Origin of the sequence: Paenibacillus rhizosphaerae, from assembly GCF_014192015.1 — a bacterium.
GTDB classification, from domain to species: domain Bacteria; phylum Bacillota; class Bacilli; order Paenibacillales; family Paenibacillaceae; genus Paenibacillus_AQ; species Paenibacillus_AQ rhizosphaerae.
The window spans coordinates 1,724,778-1,742,322 of the sequence record NZ_JACHXJ010000002.1 but is presented as its reverse complement, the minus strand read 5'-3'; the positions used below and the strand labels follow the sequence as shown (position 1 = coordinate 1,742,322).

Genomic DNA, 17,545 nt, shown 5'->3' with positions numbered 1-17,545 from the left:
AAGAGAAAACTGGGTAACCAAGGACTCGAAGTCTCAGGTATCAGCCTCGGAACGATGATGATGCCTGACAATGAAGACTCTGTGCGTACGATTCAAGGAGCATTTAATCTAGGTGTGACTATGTTTGATACGGGGCGACGGAAGTTTTGGCGTTAACCTGCCCGTTAGCATAATGAATTAGTGTAGTGAAATGTAGTTTGATGCTTATCTAATCGGTAATCGGATTATGTTCTTGTCCTTTACGGCAGTCGGTACAAGTTCTTGTCTTTTCTTCGGGACAAGAACTTGTACCGATAAACAAAAAAACCGCTAAAATAGCGGCTTTCATTGGGACTATGTTCTTGTCCCTCGACAGAGATCTGTCTCAACATCGTTCTTGTTAATTCTGTACTTCATCAACCTGCTTTTGTGGCGGCTGCCTTCAAATGCCTTCATTGAGCTATCGTTCCCCGATAGCTTATTACTTCAAGTCTTTCATCACCCTTAACTCAATCTCAGCGCCTGATTCAACAAGAAGATAGATACGCTCGTTGCGCCTAGGTCTGATGGAAACCAGATGATATGAATCTCAATGAGACGATCAGGGCTTTGGAGTCTTCTTTCCAATTTCGCGCCGTGCTCATTAAGTAAAGGTAGTACATGACTTTCATAATCATTAAATTTCTCTACGCCTTCTTCCGGAATATTTGCCGTCATTACGTAAAGCTGAGCAATGGACTTTTCATTCACCGGAGCACCTCTACCCTGAAGCATTTGATCCAGCTTCGCAAACTGGATCCCTTATATCAAACCATTTCGCATATTAATTATACAGCAATTGGAAGTATCCTGCCCGTTAGCACAACGCGGCTGCCGATCATACGGCAGCCGCGTATTTGAGATTTATTGAGCTATCGTTTCCCGTTATTAGTTCAATCGTCACTCCGCAAAAGTCCATAATGCCTCAGATCCTCATAAACGTCTCCCTTGCGAATATGATTACGCAGAATCCCTTCATATTTCATTCCGATTTTCTCCATAACCTTATAAGATGCAGGATTTCGCGTCATCGCTGCAGCAAATACGCGATTTAACTTAAGCTCATCAAATGCAAACTGAACTACCTTTGCGGCTGCCTCAGTGCAAAAGCCACATCTCCAATACGGTTTACCTATCCAATACGCTAACTCAGCCATATTGTGCCTCTTATTTACGTGTAGGCCAACGACTCCGAGAAACGCGTTATCTTCCGTTAAAGTAACAGCGAAAGAGTAACCATCACCTCTTTCTGCAGCCTCATGCCTCGCTTTGATAAACGAAGTAGCCGAACCTGTTGGATAAGGATGAGGCATGTTCAGCGTAGTATCCGCCACCTCTTTTTCTCCAGCCAATTTCGCCATTGATTCAGCGTCATGAAGCTCAAGTGGCCGCAATGTCAGACGTTCTGTAACCATTACCTTTCTCATTTGAATACCTCCAATTATTAAATTAGAACGCAAAAAAACCCCATCCCATAAGGGACGGAGTTACTCCGCGTTACCACCCTGATTGACGTTTACATAAAACGTCCTCTTAGCCATCGTCCAACAACGATGCTTCTTTGTAACGGTAGAATCCCGGGCCCGTCTACTATTATTTCGGGGGCCTGCTCAGAGACGATTTTTTGATTCGGGACCCCACTGCCTCGCACCAACCGGCAGTTCTCTGAACGGCGTTTCCGGATCTACTTGTCCTCTTCGTCGCATTTGAAAACTTTGAATTAAGCTCAATATAAGATAATCGGAATATTCTGTCAATAATTTAATCAAACAACAATGAACATATAATTGAACTATGCTGCCTGTTAGCTTAATGAGCTTATCGTTAATCGGCTCATGTTCTTGTCCATTACGGCAATCGGTACAAGTTCTTGTCCTGGGCTCGGGACAAGAACTTGTACCGATAAAACAAAAAAGCCGCTAACATAGCGACTTTCAATGGGACTATGTTCTTGTCCTTCGACAATATACTGCGCTGCTGCGCCCTTTTCGCTTAGTTGCAGAAAAAATAAAAACCCGTTGCCGAGCAATGCGACACCCGCTTGTTAGCGCTGTCCTTGTATTGGCGAAGACAGCGCCACGCCAGCTGCGCTAACCAAACACATCGTCGGGTTCTTAGCAGCAAAAGGCAATAACGAATCATGCACCCTGGCAACTTTATCTCAGGGTGCATGTCAATTTTTCGAAAAGTGGTCGCAATTTCTCCTTCTTTTCTTAACATTTTATTTTGAGAAGAGAAAATACTCCTGTATTTCCAACCAGTTGTTAACTCTAATGTATCCTGTTTCGTCTATATTGTGCGGTGCCGTAAACAAAATCCCCTGACCTTTGAATCCTTGAAAATGCCTTACATTATCATCAATAAGGTAATCCGCATGGATAATACTCTTATCTCCGCAAAAAACAAAATTCATCTCATCGATAAATGGGAAATGTTCCTTTAGCCATTCATATTTCGCAGTGAAAGAAGTTGGAAACTCCATCGCTGCTGTGGTGATGAAAACTTCAAACCGTTCGCTTAACCGTTTGATTACTTCCTGGCTATCTTTCATTACATCTAAATCACGGAAAAACGCAGGATCTTTTAAGTAAGCCATAATCTCATTCTTTAACTGAGGACGCAACTCCCTAAGACGCGTTCCCACCAAGTCATTCACAGTGAGACTCTCTTTGTAATCACGATTAAACACTCGTAGATGTTTCGGGTTAAAGTCAGCTATAACTTCGTCCATATCAATCGCAATTCTTTGCATATAGCCTCTCCCCTCCTAAACTTGAAACATGTAACTTCGAACACCATTATACTCGTTTTTTTTACTAACACCAGTCAGAAGTGCTCGCTACCAGCATCGACACTTCTGAAACTTTTCTTTCCTGCCTTGGGAGCCTATCTTACAACGTGTTCAGAAAACCAGGTAAGTAAAAATGAAAAGTCTCCAAATCGATACTTGCATACTTTGTTTGTGCATCTTTGCGAACTTTGATCAAATTTGCTTCTCGTAATATACGGAAGTAATATGAAGTATTTGATTTGGAAGCATCGCAAATTCGTCCCAGTTCTCCGCAACTCATCTCTTTGTTGTTAACGTAAAGTATTCGTACTATGTTCAGCCGTGTCTCATCAGCCAGTGCTCTGAAAATTCTGACTCTTTGCTCGTTATTTAACATGGGTAGACCTTGTGTGCTCAACAAATTCAATTACTGTACCGTCCGGTTGTTGTACAAGCATATTGTAGCCTATTGGAACTTTCGTAATATCTTGTAGGATCACGGCTCCATTCAGTAGGAACAGAGGTTAACGCATTTCTATCAATGCCCTCCGGCATAGCCGGCGGGCCGCTACAACTTTCAGGCAAAACGCTGTACTCCATCGAAGTCATCCACCGGAAAGTACAATTGATGTAATTTGAAAAGTTCCTCTGCAGATTCATCACTACATACACTCCATCTAATTTTTACGTCAGTTTGCAGAGAGATCCGAATCATTGACACCACATTCGATTCCCCACGGAAGAATGCATCATAATACACAACAGAGGCATCCCCGAAGGACAAAAAAACTTCATGCGGTCTTCATGAAATGAAAAGCCACTAAGTCCTTACACTCTAGCACAGCTATATAAATTATTTATAAACTCGAAACGGTTCAAGCGCCGGTCGCGGCAGGGTATGAAACAAAAAAAGGCGCTGATTTTGTCAGCGCCTTCGATTCGGGATATTGTGTTATGTACAACATAAACGGAACGCTGCTTCCTGCCGCCTTTAAGTTAATTCTTACTGCTGGAATAAGCGCGTTGATAAAATTGTTTGAATGTCATTGGCTTTCGACCGATTAGACGCTCGAGATCTCCAGACGTTTCAGAGAACTCTCCACTGTTAATGCCCCGTACCCAAGCCGATAAGAACTCGCCAGCGGGAAGCGGAAACCCGTTATTCGTAAAGTTCTCTACGTATTCCTTCTCGCTAATAGGCACATAAGCAACTCTTTTTCCACTAATCTCGGAGAGGTCCTCAGCGATGTCTGCAAATGATCTCGCCTCGCTGCCGTTCAGCGTATAAGTCTTATTTTCGTGACCGTCGTGGGTAAGGACGGCCACGTTGGCTGCCGCCAAATCATACAGGGATGCAGCGGCGACTTTGCCGGAACCTTCTGGTACCCTTACGCCGACTTCGTAAGCATTGCTGCCGAAATAATTTTGCATGACTTCGAGATACGGCGGATTCCGCATAATCGTATAGGCTAAGCCGGATGCCTTGAGCGCCTGTTCCGCAAAGGTGTCCGATATCGTAACCTCGGGCATGATAAAACCCGAATCTTCTCTTCGTATAATCGACGTGTATATCACCTGCTGTACACCTGCCTGTTTTGCGGCGGCGATGACGTTAAAATGTTGGGTGTTACGGTCGGTAAATGCTTGCGCGGAAATCAGCATCACCTTTTCAACGCCGGTAAAAGCTCGCATAAGAGAGTTGTAATCGAAATAGTCTCCCTGATGGACTTCCACGCCTTCTTTAATAAAACCTGCCATTTTCTCCGATTCCGGATTACGTACGAGTACAGCGACCTGATTTGCCGGAACTTTCAGAAGAAGAAGCTCTAGCGTTCTACCTCCAAGACTGCCGGTAGCACCAGTAACAAGTAATTTTCCCATTTTTATTATCTCCTTTTTAATTAGACGCTTCGTACACTGTATCGCTCCAAGAGATTCGGATCGAGACCGGGCCCTTCCATTGTAACCGTAACTATTACAGTTACATTATACACTAAAAAAATAATAGATGACTAGGCCCTTTTTAATATACCGTCAACCACATCTTTTATGGTGAAGCTTGCAAGAACATCCTCCATGGAAATTTCAACTTTTTTTAAAATAATACGAAGAACATCTTGAATATTTGCTCCCACAATGCAACTCAGGCTCGTATTTTCGTGAATCTGAAACAATTGCCCCTCATTCACTACATCTACGGCTCGATATACATCGAGCAACGTGATTTCTTCGCTTGGTTTTAAAAGGTATGATCCTCCATAGCCCAAATTGACATCGACTAATCCAGCCTTTTTTAACATCCCCGTTACTCTGCGAATGACCACCGGATTTGTGTTTACACTGCTTGCAACCATTTCTGAAGTATAAATCGTATCTTTCTTTATGGATAGCATACTCAGTATATGAATGGCTACAGAGAATCTAGTGCTTATTTTAACCGTAGGCACCCCCTTAATGTAACCAGTTTAGTTGCACCTAATAATCTTGTCAACCTTCATATCCGAAGAAACAGGCTGTCTGCCGTGTACGGGTTACGAAAAAAAGTCCCGCGAATGCTGCTATTGAAGCAGAATCCGCGGGGCGATCTTCGCTACATTTGCAATTTTGATCACGACGAATGCGTAATCGAGCGACGTTCCATCCGCCGGAACAAGACCGCGAATACGACAATGCATCCGATGGCAAGCACCGCATTGTACATGAACACGTCGCGCATCCCCCAGATCTCGCTCGCTTCTCCGCCCGCATAGCTTCCGATCAAACGGGCGACGCCAAGACACAGCAGGGCGTTGAGCGTCTGTCCGCTCGCTTTGAGCTCATCCGGCACTTCCCGGTTGATGACGGTCGCCATCGTGACGGACAATACGATAAAGATTAAGCCGTGCAGCACCTGCACCGGAATCGTCCAATAAGGATCATGGATGGCCGAGAACAAGTACCACCGCAGAGCGGCCGCGATGCCTGCGCCGAACAAGATGTAGTGGATGCGAACCCGCTGGAATATCTTCCCCGCTAGCAGCAGGAATGGAACCTCGCTGAGCGACGATATGACCATCGACCAACCGAGCCAAGCGTTGCTGCCGCCCAACTCCTGAAAATATAAGGGAAAAAACGTATAATAGTATCCCAATGTAATATGAAGAACGAAATTGACCGCCAAATAAAATACGAGCTTGCGATTGCGAAATAAGATCCAGATCCGGATGCGCCGTCCAGATTTCTGATGGCCGGCCACAGACGGAAAACGGAGGACGAACAGGAACGACACGGCCATGACCATCGCGTAGACCGAAAACAACAGGTCTACCCGCTTCTCGGCGATCAAGCCGAACGCGATCGACATGATCGCGAAACCGAGCGTGCCCGCCAGCCGAATCCGGCTGAACCCGCTTGCCCATCGCTGCCGATCCAATTCTTCAAGCGTAATCGCGTCGCTGACTGCGAAAATCGAGGCCTGGAAGAAGGTGAAGATGGTGATCATGCCGAGCAAGTAGCCGAACCCGTCGGATAACGGATACAGCAACATGGCGCCTCCGCTCCCGGCAATCAGCATCAGCAAGATGGTGTTTTTGGTTCTGGCCCGGTCGCTGAGCGTTCCCCAAAACGGCTGTGCGAGAATGGCGACGAGCGGTCCGATGCCAAGCAGAATGCCGATCTGCGAAGAGTCAAATCCCGCATCGCGGAAGTAAAGCGGAATGAAGGTGCCGTATACCGCGTTGCCCATATAAATAAAGAAATAGAATAGATAAAAATAGGAGAGCCGAACCGGCGTTGTCATAAGCAGCTTCCTTTGCAGCAGATTACGCAAGATGCTTCTAGCATAATCCCTGCCGCCTGCAAGGTCAACGCTGAATGTCCGCTGCCTCTTTCTCTTGTGTTGGTTTTACACGATATCGGAGGTGCACCGCGTCTGATGATTGCCGTACCGTCACGCATTGCCATTCTTGTTGGTTCGGATGATCCTGTTCAAACAAACGCGTTCCAAGTCCGAGCATGACAGGAACCACATGAAGCTGAATTTCATCCAGATAGTGGCCTTGCAGTTTGTGAATATGCGGTTGTTAGGTATACTACATATATGTAGTTAAAAGGAGGTGTTCCGATGGAAGAGAATCAGATAGATATTTTATCCAAATTGTTGGGGCCATTGGAGCTTCAAGTCATGTGCATTGTCTGGGAGCAGAGCGAAGCTGCCGTACAAGATGTTCTCGAACGGCTGAATCAAGAAAAGCAATATGCCTACACGACGATCATGACCATTATGAGCCGCTTGGCCGAAAAGGGAGTTCTCGAACGCGTCAAAGTCGGACGGCAGCATAAATACATTCCAGCGTTTACTGTGCAGGAATATGTGGAGCGGATGTCATCGCAGGCCATTCAAAACGTGCTCGATGATTTCGGCGATACCGCGATCGCCCAGTTCGTAGGCAAGATTAGCTCCAATCCGAGCAAGATGGAGCAATTGAAGTCGTTAATCGAGCGGTTGGAAAATGGTGAGGAAAATGAAGAGTAATCCGTTCTCCACCCTGCTGTTGCCGGCTGGTTTGTTTGGCATCGGTCTATTGATCGCTCTGGTTGTTTTCGCCGATGCCGCAGTTCATACTGCCTTCGATAGGATGACGAGCTTTTCGGGATTCTCATTTTCGAACAGCCGCATTCCCGTTACTTTTTTCGTCTTGGTGTTCCTGATCTTTGTCATTGTTTTTCTGTTTATGGCGAGAGCGATCCAAGTCCTTCGCAACACGTATCGGTCGTTGAAGCCTTTTCAGTACCGTTTATCTGCAGACATCCCTTCGGCCGTGAAAGCCTTTTCCGCTTCCAAAAACATTCCAGTTCTGGTTACAAAGGATGCCGAACCGATCGCTTTTGCGTACGGTTTCATCCGTCCGAGAATTATGATCAGCCAGGCGCTCCTTCAAATCATCGATGGACCGGAGCTGATCGCGATCATGGAACATGAGTATTATCATTGTGTGAAAAAGGATCCCCTTCGGATGTTGGTTTCTCACGGGATATGCTGCTCCATGTTTTTCTTCCCCGTCCTTCGCCGATTACGGAGCCGGTATTTCCTAAAGAAAGAGCTTGCCGCCGACGAATATGCCGTCCGCCGCGCAGGACAAAAAGCATTGGCGATTGGTTTATTTAAGCTGTCGGAAATTCGAGTTGCGACTCCGCCTCTCGACTTAACGTCCCCAGGAATCGATGACTTGCTCGGATCCCGAATCGATGCACTCGTGTCCAATCAAGTTACGGACGAGCCGATTCCAATCAAAGAATGGATCGTTTCGGCGATTAGCTTGATGCTGATTCTTGTTCTTCTTACTCATCTTCTGCTCTCTTTATCCCCTGTCGTCTAACCCGAAAAGAAGTCGAAATAAGCGGCTTGACAAAAGATCCAACTAACTACTACAATAATGTAGTAATTAGTTGGATCTTTTTATATTGGAGGTATCAAGATGACTCATCAACCATCTGAATCTGATTCCACTGCTTGGCAGTCGCCTCATATTGCAGCTGCCTGGCAACGTCAGGCTGCCATGCGTGAAGATATCATGGGACAGACTACTCGACGCATGCTTGAAGCAGCCGATATTAAGCCCGGAAGCCGCGTACTTGATATTGCCGCAGGTTCGGGGGAACAGAGTCTTGCCGCTGCGCGCATCGCGGGAACGAACGGATTCGTGCTGGCGACCGACATTTCGGAGTCGATGTTGAATGCGGCTGCGGAGTCGGCCAAGCAAGAAGGCATGACGAATATATCGACTCAAGTCATGGACGCGGAACAAATGGATTTGGAGTCGGAATCGTTCGATGCCGTCATATGCCAGCACGGTCTCATGTTTGTTGCTCGCCTCGATCTTGCCCTCTCCGGTATTTACAAAGCGCTTCGAAAGGGCGGTAGATTTGCGGCCGTCGTATGGTCTAGCCCCGAGCAAAACTTGGCGTTCTCCGTCCCTATGTCCATCCTTCTGCGTACCGTAGGCCGAAGCTCGACTTTATTAGAATCGGCAGGCATTTTCTCCTTGGGTCGCCCGAAAAAACTCATTCCCCTGTTTCAAACTGCCGGTTTTCAAGAGGTACAGGTACAACCGATTCCGCGAGTCTACCGGGCGTTGAATGCAAAAACGTTCCTTGAAGAACGAATTGCAATGGGTTCCGGAGGAATGGTAAATCTTCTTAACCAATTATCTGAGAAGCAACGTAAAGCTGCTCTTGACGAAATCTTGGAATCACTTAAACCGTTCGAAGGTCCGAATGGGTTCGCGGCGCCGTGTGAATCTCTTCTTGTGTACGGCAATAAATAATCAATTAAAATATAAAGGGGATGCGAATATGACGCTGGATAGTCATGAAATTGAGCAAGCCGTGTCCATAAAAGCAATGATCGCTCCGCTCGCTACCATAGTGATCTGTATCTTCATGGTTTTCCTGGATAGTACGGCGATGAATGTCATGCTGACCGAATTGATTGGTGAATTCGATAGTTCATTCAGCTCTGCTCAATGGGCATTAACTGGCTATACCTTGGCACAGGCTGCAGTTATTCCGATCACGGGCTGGCTATCCGACCGGTGGGGTTCGAAAAACGTGCTTTTGACTTCTACAGCTTTATTCACGGCAGGTTCGCTCTTATGCGCACTGTCGGTAAGCATGGATCAACTGGTATTATTTCGTATCGTCCAAGGACTTGGAGGCGGCATGGTTATGCCGGTTGCGCTCTCGATGATCTACCGGATTAGTCCACCCGGCAAAACAGGAACCGTTATGGGTTTAATGGGAATTCCCATTTTGCTGGCCCCCGCCTTCGGCCCGACTTTATCCGGATGGCTGGTTGATTATGCCTCGTGGAGCTGGATATTTCTGATTAATATCCCTATTGGGATTACAGGCCTCATCATCGGAATATGGAAGCTCCCTCGTCTCAATCGGCAGCATGCCGCCTCCCTGGACACTGCCGGGATGATTCTCGCACCAGTCGCCTTCGCCGCAATCTGTTTCGGGATTTCCGAAAGTGTGAGCGGATGGAATTCAACCTCGACGATTATTAGCCTGACAGTAGGCCTTCTCTCACTTATTCTTCTTACGCTGCTGCAGCTTAGACGAAAAAATCCACTCCTTGAGCTCCGAGTTTTCGCTTCTGCTAATTATACGAAAGGAATTATCGTTCAGTGGATTGCTCAATTCGCATTATTCGGTACCGCGTTTTTGGTTCCGCAATATCTGCAGAACGCCAAAGGGTTCTCCGCTTTCGAAGCGGGGCTCATCATGCTGGCTCAAGGCTTGGCTTCCTCCGTGTTCGTTGCGATCGGAGGACGGTTATTCGATAAATTGAGTTCGAATTTTGGCGACCGGCGGTATGACTTTGTTGTTAGCCGCAAGTTTCTTACTCGCCAATTTGTCTACAAGCAATCTCTATCCGATTGTCTTCTCTCTAGTTTTGCTTGGTTCGGGCATGGGTATCTCGCTAATGCCGCTCAATACTCATTTGATGGATGTGGCTCCCCGACATCTTGTCGGCCGTGTCACATCGTTAACGAGCGCAACCCAGCAGGTCATGGTTTCATTCGCCGTTGCGGGCTCTTCCACGATGTTGACCAGCCGAATGACAAATTACATGAAAATCGAGAATACCTCCACAAATGACGCCTGGACTTACTCGTTTCAAGATGTATTTTCCATCGGTATATTCATTGCGCTGACTGGCTTGCTGTTAAGTTTTTCACTTCCCAAACCAAGGCGTATGGAGAAGTCGGCATCATAAGCCGGTAACGAAGAAAAGGCTGATCCAAACGGACCAACCTCTCTTCGTAATGGAGCAAAGGAAGATTAGTTCGTCTGATCTTTAACCAATTTACAATATTGAAGGGAAGCTTCTTTAACCACCCCGCAATGAGAGCAGGCCGTTAACTTTGGCTGCAATCTATTGACAATCGCTCCGCTTTGAAGGGATTCCTCCATGTTTGCGGTAAACTTCTCGATCGGTCTACGAAGTTTCCCGAAAATTGCGGTAAATAAATCACCTGCCAGCAATATACGATCTTCCGGATGATAAAAAGCAACATGTCCTAAGCTATGTCCAGGAGTATGGTAGGGGATCATTCCGCCGTAACTGCCCTTCATCTCAAGAGGTTCTATCTTATTCTTGGGAAATGGTTTGATATCCTTATTCTTGCTTCCTTCTCTAAGTGTTGTATAGGACTTTTCCCCGGAGAGAAATGGAATTTCAATTTCGTGTGCCATGATCGCTACGGATATTTCTTCCGTCAGCTCATAAAGCATTCCAATATGGTCGCTATGACCATGAGTCAGCAGAATACGATTAATGGGGCGACCGCCGAATGTGGTACGCAAAGCTTCACGCATCGGATACCACATAGAAGGAAGTCCCCCATCCACTAAGGTTAAACCATCATGATCTTCGACAATCCAAACCATCACTGGCAGCGGCCAATAAGTGTATCCTGCCCAAACATGGCGAGTCAATTGCTTAAATTTCATTCGTCTCATCACTCCTCATTTTTTACACATAGGTACAAAATGATTACAAAATTATCGAACCGCATTTAAAATGATACGCACGTTATTTCGTACAAAGTTTTCATCCGGTGCGGTTTTGATAACTATATTTAATCCAACCAACGCCATCGTTAAAAAATGGGATACAGACGGAAGGTCAAGGTGAAGCGGAATATCGCCAGTGCTCCTTCCGTTCTTTAAGGCTTCTTCAAAAAGGCTGGATATTTTCTCTTGAAATTCGTGTCCTCTAGCTGCAATATATTCATCATGCGCTGCCAATTCCGCTATCGAATTGACGAAGAAGCAACCACGTTGAGCTGTTGGATTTTTCGTTGATTCGATAAAACGAGTGAATACGGCTTCAATTCCTCGAATACCCGATCCGTTCTTTTTCAATAGATCTTGCAATTTGTCTAAAAATCTTTGCTGATATGTGTTTAGCGCCAACACAAACAGTCCTCGCTTATCTCCATATGCGGAATACAGGCTCGGGCGATTTATTCCAATCTTTTTCGCTAAATCTGCAATAGTTGTAGCCTCGTACCCTTTCTCCCAAAACAGCTCCAATGCATCATTCAATGCTTTCTTCTCATCAAATTCTCGCGGACGTGCCATCTCTTCACCTCATTATGTACAAATAGGTACATAATGAGGTTACCCCACTCCTTTCTCCATGTCAATATTCAAACAACTCCACCAACTATGCCCCCCATCAATATTGGGACATAGGCTTTCGTTATGATGACTATAAAGAGAATGAGATTGAGATCCATAGGGTAAGGTCCGGTAAGAAAAAAATTATTGCAGGTACAGTTAAACCGGCCCAGGACGCCGAGGATATGCCGGAAAGCTTTTCTTTCTCTAATTCAGATTTTGCTTATCTAATCGATAACCGATGCAATCTGTTTAAAGTGATCGATATTCGAATGGACAATAATTTATTCGTCGCACTTATCCAAGGTGAATTAAACATCTCAAAACAACCGATTGCTGCCTTAAAGAGAATGAACGAATTATCTATTCGGGAGAATGTAATTCAACGTTCTTGCTTATTATCCCTGGAGTACGAAATCGCTCATGATCAAAGCCTAACAAAAGAGAACTGGCTTCAGATTTTAATAGAGGCATTTCAAAATGAAGAAGAGGATCAAGAAGACGAAATAGAAGTTTTATGGGGGATACGTACGAGAGAGAAACAGGATGTAATAAATTCTGTTTTTCAACAAGATACACTCTTCTCGGAATCCCATTTCACATTTCATTTGACCCATACTTACGATAAAGAACCCCACGGCCGCCACGACCTCCCGGAGATGAAACTGCAGATCCCCCTGATCTACGGGGGCATACATCAACAGATGGTGACGATCACGATCATAATCGATGAACCATAGGGCATCGAGATCATTAGGAAGGTTTTTTTAACGGTGTTTTTTAATTAAAGCGAGTTGTACCCCAAAGGGTATCAAATACAAATCAAACAAGGAGCAAGATCCCCGGCGATCTGGCAGAGCTTAGGATCTTAGACATGTGTACAAAATCCATTCACAGGATTTTTCATAAGATAACGATCGGCAGTGTCCAGGTGCTCCTACCAGGGTGCTGGGCAGTTGAAGCCTGTTCAACATTAAGTTTTATTCAACTATCGTTTCCCTTTAGCGTAACAAGCAGTTCTTGATAGGTCCCTTCCTTGTTGTGATACGTAAAGTAATCAAGAATGATAAATTAGTGTTCTTAACTCCTTATGAAGTTCTTCAGAGATGGAGTAATAACCTTCACTGCTACCTGGGTTTTTTACAAGTAATTCAACTCCTCCTTCTGCATCGTTAACATTTAAGACAAATACCTTTTCAGTGTCGTCTTTAAATGTTATGTGCATTAGAAAAAACGTACTGTAATCAAGGTCTGCCTCGATTTTTTTGGAATTGTTTATAGCCTTTACAAAGATTTTTATTTCATCAGCATCTTCAAATATCTTTTCTTTGAATGGAGGCTTCACCATTCTTTTACACTCAACCGTACATTGTAATCTAATATTCAATATCTCTTTTTCACTTTTTATATCAAACGATTCTTGGGTTTCAACTTTCGTGGTCAATTCGGGCTCTTTATCGGAAGGCATTTTCCCGCAACTTACCGCTATAATTGCGAATATAATGAGGAACAACACTGACGAATAAGATCTCTTTTTCATTAGAAACCTCCGTCTTTTCTTATTAAAAACCGCAATCAATATAAAGACGGTGCGAAGGAAGTTTTGTTGCGTTAATCTGCCCGTTAGTTGAATAAAGCCAGCCGGTCAAAGTGATCGGCTGGCTTTTTGTCTTTATTGAGCTATAGTTCCCCGTTAGCAGAGCAGGCTGCCGATGTTACTGGCAGCCTGCTCTGGACGATCTTTTCGTGTTTTAATGTTCGTTTGCTTGGAACGAGTATGGAACTATGCGAAAAAAGCTTGTGGATAGCGTAGCTCACCTTTAATTTCTGCGTCTTGACAAAGAATGTTCACCATAAACACTTCGTCTGGCACTTCAAATTGCCTTAGATCAAAGCCGTGTGGTCGCGCTGGTTCAAATCCGAATTTTGGGTAGTACGACGGGTGACCGATGAGAAACACATGCGAGAATCCATGTTCCGCCGAAAGTCGCAACCCTTCACGGATAAGCGATCCACCGATTCCCTGTCTCTGATGGCTCGGTGCAACTGCAATCGGTCCCAGAACGATAACATCGTATCGACGATCTTCATTCATAACTTCCGCTTTACTAAATAAAGCATGACCGATTAAACTTCCATCTTTTTCAGTCGCGATAAGTGAAAGTTCAGGAATAAATCCCTCTGATATACGGATACGCTCTGCCATCTTGGATTCATCTTCCCGAGATCCGAATGCTTCGTAATGAAGATGAAATACACTTTCCGCGTCGGTTGATCTTTCTGCCCTAATGCTAATCATATTATTAGTCAATGTTTTTTCCTCCGTGTAATGGTATGTGCACGGAAGTTAATTTGCAAGAAAAACAATTATACCTCCGTGCCTCGAATAACGCGATTTGTGATGTCATAGATAACAATCATAAACTCACACACTTTCATCAGGATTAAATTTAGATTAATGCTAAAAAAAGGATTGGTCAACAACCGCTAATACTCAACTAACCTTCCCGTTAGTTGAATAAAGCCAGCCGGTCAAAGTGATCAGCAGGCTTCTTATCTTTATTGAGCTATCGTTTCCCGTTAGTTCTCGACATATTTCGACTAAAATTACTGGAAGGAATTGTCCTCGACTCGGGTCAAGAACTTGTACCGATAAAACAAAAAAGCCGCTTATAAAGCGACTTAAATGGGTCTATGATCTTGTCCCCCGACAGGAGTATTTTCTACAACTAATGGTTGAACTGATCGTTTTAAGGTTCTAATTCAAGGTGCATCTTGTCTTCCGCCTCATCCCATGGCACCGAGTAACCCGCCCCCTTGGCGCAAAAGATGGAGGAAGATGTATACAGTTGGTCTGCCCCTTTGCGGTAGCCCATCCGCTCTATGACTTCCTCTGTATTATGGCAGCGGTCGTAGCCGCTGAACACGCAACGGATGCTGCCTCGCCCATGCGTAAAGGATGCAAATTCGGCACTGTAGTTCATGAAAGTCGACACGGGCACCCTGCCCGTGACCAATGCTTGCGTTCCGACTGTCTCCGGTGGATTAAAAATACCTGAAGCACGCTGAATATCGGACAGCACCCTGCCCATTTCATCGATAGCGACTTTGATTTTGAAATCGTAATAGGGCTCCAGCAACACGTTGTCGGCCTTCTCCAGACCCTGCCGTAGTGCTCGAAAGGTAGCTTCACGAAAATCGCCGCCATGGGTATGTTCTTTATGCGCGCGACCCCTCAGCAACGTGATGTTCACGTCAGTGACCGGCATGCCGGTCAGCAGTCCGTGATGCTCCCGTTCGTAGAGGTGATTCCGAATCAAATTCTGATAGCTGACATTCAGATCATCGGCATGACATCTACTATCGAACGTGATTCCGTTGCCCCTTTCTCCCGGTTCAATCTGCAGATGCACTTCGGCATAATGTCTGAGCGGTTCGAAGTGGCCGTACCCTTTCACAGCCGATATAATCGTTTCCTTATACAAGATTTCCGGTTGTCCAAAAGAGATAGCAAAGCCAAACCGCTCTCTAACAAGCTGCTCCAGCACTTCCAGTTGTATCAATCCCATGACGCGGATAGAAATCTCCTGCAATTTCTCATCCCAAACGACGTTCAGAGACGGCTCCTCCGCCTCCAGCGTGCGAAAAGCACCGAGAACCTTCTGTACATATATCGAATTGTCGAATAATACCTTCGATTGTAACGTCGGCTCCGAGTCGTAAGCTAACTTGTCTGATATTGACCCCAGGCCTTGTCCGGTCTCGGCGGCGGACAATCCGGCAACCGCAAACAAATCGCCGGCTTCAACTTGTTCCACCGGCTGCGACTTAAGGCCGTTAAACAAGAAGAGCCGCGTAATTTTTTCGTCATATTGAACCCCGCTGCTCTCATAACTAAGCTGATCTCTCACCTTCAACCGACCACCCAGTGCCTTAATGAACGTGAGTCTCACTCCGCCTGCATCGTGCCGAATTTTATAAACCCGCCCCTGGAACAAAGCATCCTCGTCATATGTGGTTGTCGTCAGCAGATGCAGCTGATCCAGAAATTCAATGACGCCTGTGTCCTGAAGCGCAGAGCCGTAAGCACAGGGGAAGAGAAGACCCGCCGCTATCATCCTCTGCAAGGCCTCCAGCCAGAAGCCAGAATCACCTTTCCCCTCCAGAAATGCTTCCAGCAAAGCTTCGTCCCGCTCCGCCATGGCCTCACGCAGCGGCTCACCGATTATGCCGTCAGCGAAACCCTGTGTAATGCAATATACTTCCCCTGTCAACTGCTGATGGATATTCGCCTTGGTTCTGCCTGCATCCGCTCCGCTCCGATCCGTCTTGTTGATAAAGAAAAACGTTGGAACCCGATGCTTGCGCAGCAGCTGCCAGACTGTCTCAGTATGGCCCTGGACACCTTCAACTGCGCTCACAATCAGAATGGCATAATCAATGACCTGAATCGCCCGCTCCATCTCCGGGGAGAAATCGACGTGTCCGGGCGTATCTATTAAATAGTAGCTGTCTCCTTTATATTCTATTACAGCCTGATCTGCGAACACCGTAATGCCTCTTGCCCGCTCGATGTCGTGGCTGTCCAGAAACGCATCCTGATGATCCACCCGCCCTCGCGACCGGATACTATTCGTATGGTAAAGCAGCTGTTCCGCAAAAGTTGTTTTACCTGCATCCGCATGGGCGAACAGGCCAATCGTTAGTCGCTTCATAGAATCCCACTTTCACAATTTCTTGTTTTTACTGCTCATTTTATTAAAGCATAGAAATCGGGAGAGTGGGTAGGAGTCGGTTTGGAGAGAGGTCTTTTTTCATAGATAGAGGATACATATAACGAGTTACACTTCTATAACACTTTAACATGCATTAGTAATCTAAAAGAAAGACGGCGATCAACGAAAAAGTCGAAGAATGCCACTTTTTAATAGTCCTGATAAATTTCGCAATTTCAAGTTTCGCCCTTCTTGTGGTACAGTTCATCTTGGCTAATCTTCAACTAGATGTTGTGGGGTATTATCCCAGTATTTATATTATTCCTATAATCATTGGCGGATGGATTTTACGCAGAAATTTTAACATTCTTGTTGTTTTTTTATCAAAGCGGCCAGTCGTCGATAATCAATCAGCGACTGGTTATTTAGTTTCTTTGAATACTAATTGAATTATAGTAGTGGGCTTGTAGTTCCTTATGTACTCTCGCGTCCTTTACTTTCGAAATGTCGAGAAGTATGCCAAATATTTAATTGAGCTCATTAAACTAACCTGCCCGTTAGCTTAATAAGATCGCATGGATGTTAAATACTTATCTTATCGGTAATCGGCTCATGTTCTTGTCGATTACGGCAATCGGTACAAGTTCTTGTCCTGGGCTCGGGGCAAGAACTTGTACCGATAAAACAAAAAAGCCGCTAAAATAGCGACTTTCAATGGGAATATGTTCTTGTCCTTCGACAACCGAGTCAGCATACATTTCACTTTGGTTTTGACAAGAACTTGATCCCATAAATACAAAAAGCCGCGAATATCGCAGCCTTTAATGAGATAATGTTCTTGTCACCTGACAAGCTAACGTTAACACAAAAA

General features: G+C 45.4%; 17 protein-coding genes and 1 other annotated feature. Of the genes, 5 read left to right on the top strand and 12 right to left on the bottom strand.

Going from position 1 to position 17,545, the window contains the following annotated elements; genetic code table 11:
* Nucleotides 1–483: 483 nt before the first annotated feature.
* From FHS19_RS16515 to FHS19_RS16485, 7 genes are all read right to left on the bottom strand, one after another.
* The gene (locus FHS19_RS16515; protein WP_183582828.1) at nucleotides 484–729 is read right to left on the bottom strand and encodes a hypothetical protein; all 246 of its coding nucleotides are present in this window, start codon (nucleotides 727–729) and stop codon (nucleotides 484–486) included.
* 182 nt (nucleotides 730–911) lie between these two features.
* Entirely contained in the window at nucleotides 912–1,445 is a 534-nt protein-coding gene (locus FHS19_RS16510) for a GNAT family N-acetyltransferase (protein WP_183582827.1), read from the bottom strand.
* Between the two features lie 47 nt (nucleotides 1,446–1,492).
* Nucleotides 1,493–1,728, bottom strand: a binding site (T-box leader).
* Nucleotides 1,729–2,239: 511 nt separating this feature from the next.
* Nucleotides 2,240–2,770 (bottom strand): 5' nucleotidase, NT5C type, encoded by a 531-nt coding sequence (locus FHS19_RS16505; RefSeq protein WP_183582826.1) that lies wholly within the window; start codon nucleotides 2,768–2,770, stop codon nucleotides 2,240–2,242.
* A 139-nt stretch (nucleotides 2,771–2,909) separates the two neighbouring features.
* The gene (locus tag FHS19_RS16500; RefSeq protein WP_183582825.1) at nucleotides 2,910–3,185 is read right to left on the bottom strand and encodes an ArsR/SmtB family transcription factor; all 276 of its coding nucleotides are present in this window, start codon (nucleotides 3,183–3,185) and stop codon (nucleotides 2,910–2,912) included.
* A 599-nt stretch (nucleotides 3,186–3,784) separates the two neighbouring features.
* A complete protein-coding gene (locus FHS19_RS16495; protein WP_183582824.1) occupies nucleotides 3,785–4,669 on the bottom strand; it encodes an SDR family oxidoreductase in 885 nt (294 codons plus the stop codon).
* A gap of 131 nt (nucleotides 4,670–4,800) precedes the next feature.
* Entirely contained in the window at nucleotides 4,801–5,235 is a 435-nt protein-coding gene (locus FHS19_RS16490; RefSeq protein ID WP_376771890.1) for an Rrf2 family transcriptional regulator, read from the bottom strand.
* Between the two features lie 161 nt (nucleotides 5,236–5,396).
* Nucleotides 5,397–6,566 (bottom strand): MFS transporter, encoded by a 1,170-nt coding sequence (locus FHS19_RS16485; protein WP_183582823.1) that lies wholly within the window; start codon nucleotides 6,564–6,566, stop codon nucleotides 5,397–5,399.
* A gap of 324 nt (nucleotides 6,567–6,890) precedes the next feature.
* Between FHS19_RS16485 and FHS19_RS16475 the strand changes: the two genes are divergently transcribed.
* The 4 genes from FHS19_RS16475 to FHS19_RS16460 all read left to right on the top strand — a co-directional run bounded on the left by FHS19_RS16475 (nucleotide 6,891) and on the right by FHS19_RS16460 (nucleotide 10,432).
* The gene (locus FHS19_RS16475; protein ID WP_183582821.1) at nucleotides 6,891–7,301 is read left to right on the top strand and encodes a BlaI/MecI/CopY family transcriptional regulator; all 411 of its coding nucleotides are present in this window, start codon (nucleotides 6,891–6,893) and stop codon (nucleotides 7,299–7,301) included.
* Entirely contained in the window at nucleotides 7,291–8,145 is an 855-nt protein-coding gene (locus tag FHS19_RS16470) for a M56 family metallopeptidase (protein WP_183582820.1), read from the top strand. The genes FHS19_RS16475 and FHS19_RS16470 overlap by 11 nt, the downstream gene beginning before the upstream one ends.
* Before the next feature lie 99 nt (nucleotides 8,146–8,244).
* Nucleotides 8,245–9,093 (top strand): class I SAM-dependent methyltransferase, encoded by an 849-nt coding sequence (locus FHS19_RS16465; RefSeq protein ID WP_183582819.1) that lies wholly within the window; start codon nucleotides 8,245–8,247, stop codon nucleotides 9,091–9,093.
* Between the two features lie 28 nt (nucleotides 9,094–9,121).
* On the top strand, nucleotides 9,122–10,432 hold the full coding sequence (locus tag FHS19_RS16460; protein ID WP_246426594.1) for a DHA2 family efflux MFS transporter permease subunit: 1,311 nt from the start codon (nucleotides 9,122–9,124) through the stop codon (nucleotides 10,430–10,432).
* 183 nt (nucleotides 10,433–10,615) lie between these two features.
* Here FHS19_RS16460 and FHS19_RS16455 read toward each other — a convergent pair whose 3' ends face one another.
* Nucleotides 10,616–11,287: an MBL fold metallo-hydrolase gene (locus FHS19_RS16455; protein WP_183582818.1), complete on the bottom strand. Its 672-nt coding sequence runs from the start codon at nucleotides 11,285–11,287 to the stop codon at nucleotides 10,616–10,618.
* Nucleotides 11,288–11,338: 51 nt separating this feature from the next.
* Nucleotides 11,339–11,920, bottom strand: a complete 582-nt coding sequence (locus FHS19_RS16450; protein ID WP_183582817.1) for a TetR/AcrR family transcriptional regulator — start codon at nucleotides 11,918–11,920, stop codon at nucleotides 11,339–11,341.
* Between the two features lie 224 nt (nucleotides 11,921–12,144).
* Between FHS19_RS16450 and FHS19_RS16445 the strand changes: the two genes are divergently transcribed.
* Complete coding sequence (locus FHS19_RS16445) at nucleotides 12,145–12,699, top strand: hypothetical protein (protein WP_183582816.1); 555 nt, start codon at nucleotides 12,145–12,147, stop codon at nucleotides 12,697–12,699.
* Between the two features lie 317 nt (nucleotides 12,700–13,016).
* Here the strand turns inward: FHS19_RS16445 and FHS19_RS16440 are convergent, their stop codons facing one another.
* The 3 genes from FHS19_RS16440 to FHS19_RS16430 all read right to left on the bottom strand — a co-directional run bounded on the left by FHS19_RS16440 (nucleotide 13,017) and on the right by FHS19_RS16430 (nucleotide 16,674).
* Nucleotides 13,017–13,499 (bottom strand): YhfM domain-containing protein, encoded by a 483-nt coding sequence (locus tag FHS19_RS16440; RefSeq protein ID WP_183582815.1) that lies wholly within the window; start codon nucleotides 13,497–13,499, stop codon nucleotides 13,017–13,019.
* Nucleotides 13,500–13,742: 243 nt separating this feature from the next.
* The gene (locus FHS19_RS16435) at nucleotides 13,743–14,270 is read right to left on the bottom strand and encodes a GNAT family N-acetyltransferase (RefSeq protein WP_246426593.1); all 528 of its coding nucleotides are present in this window, start codon (nucleotides 14,268–14,270) and stop codon (nucleotides 13,743–13,745) included.
* Nucleotides 14,271–14,709: 439 nt separating this feature from the next.
* Nucleotides 14,710–16,674, bottom strand: a complete 1,965-nt coding sequence (locus FHS19_RS16430; protein ID WP_183582814.1) for an elongation factor G — start codon at nucleotides 16,672–16,674, stop codon at nucleotides 14,710–14,712.
* Nucleotides 16,675–17,545: the final 871 nt, after the last annotated feature.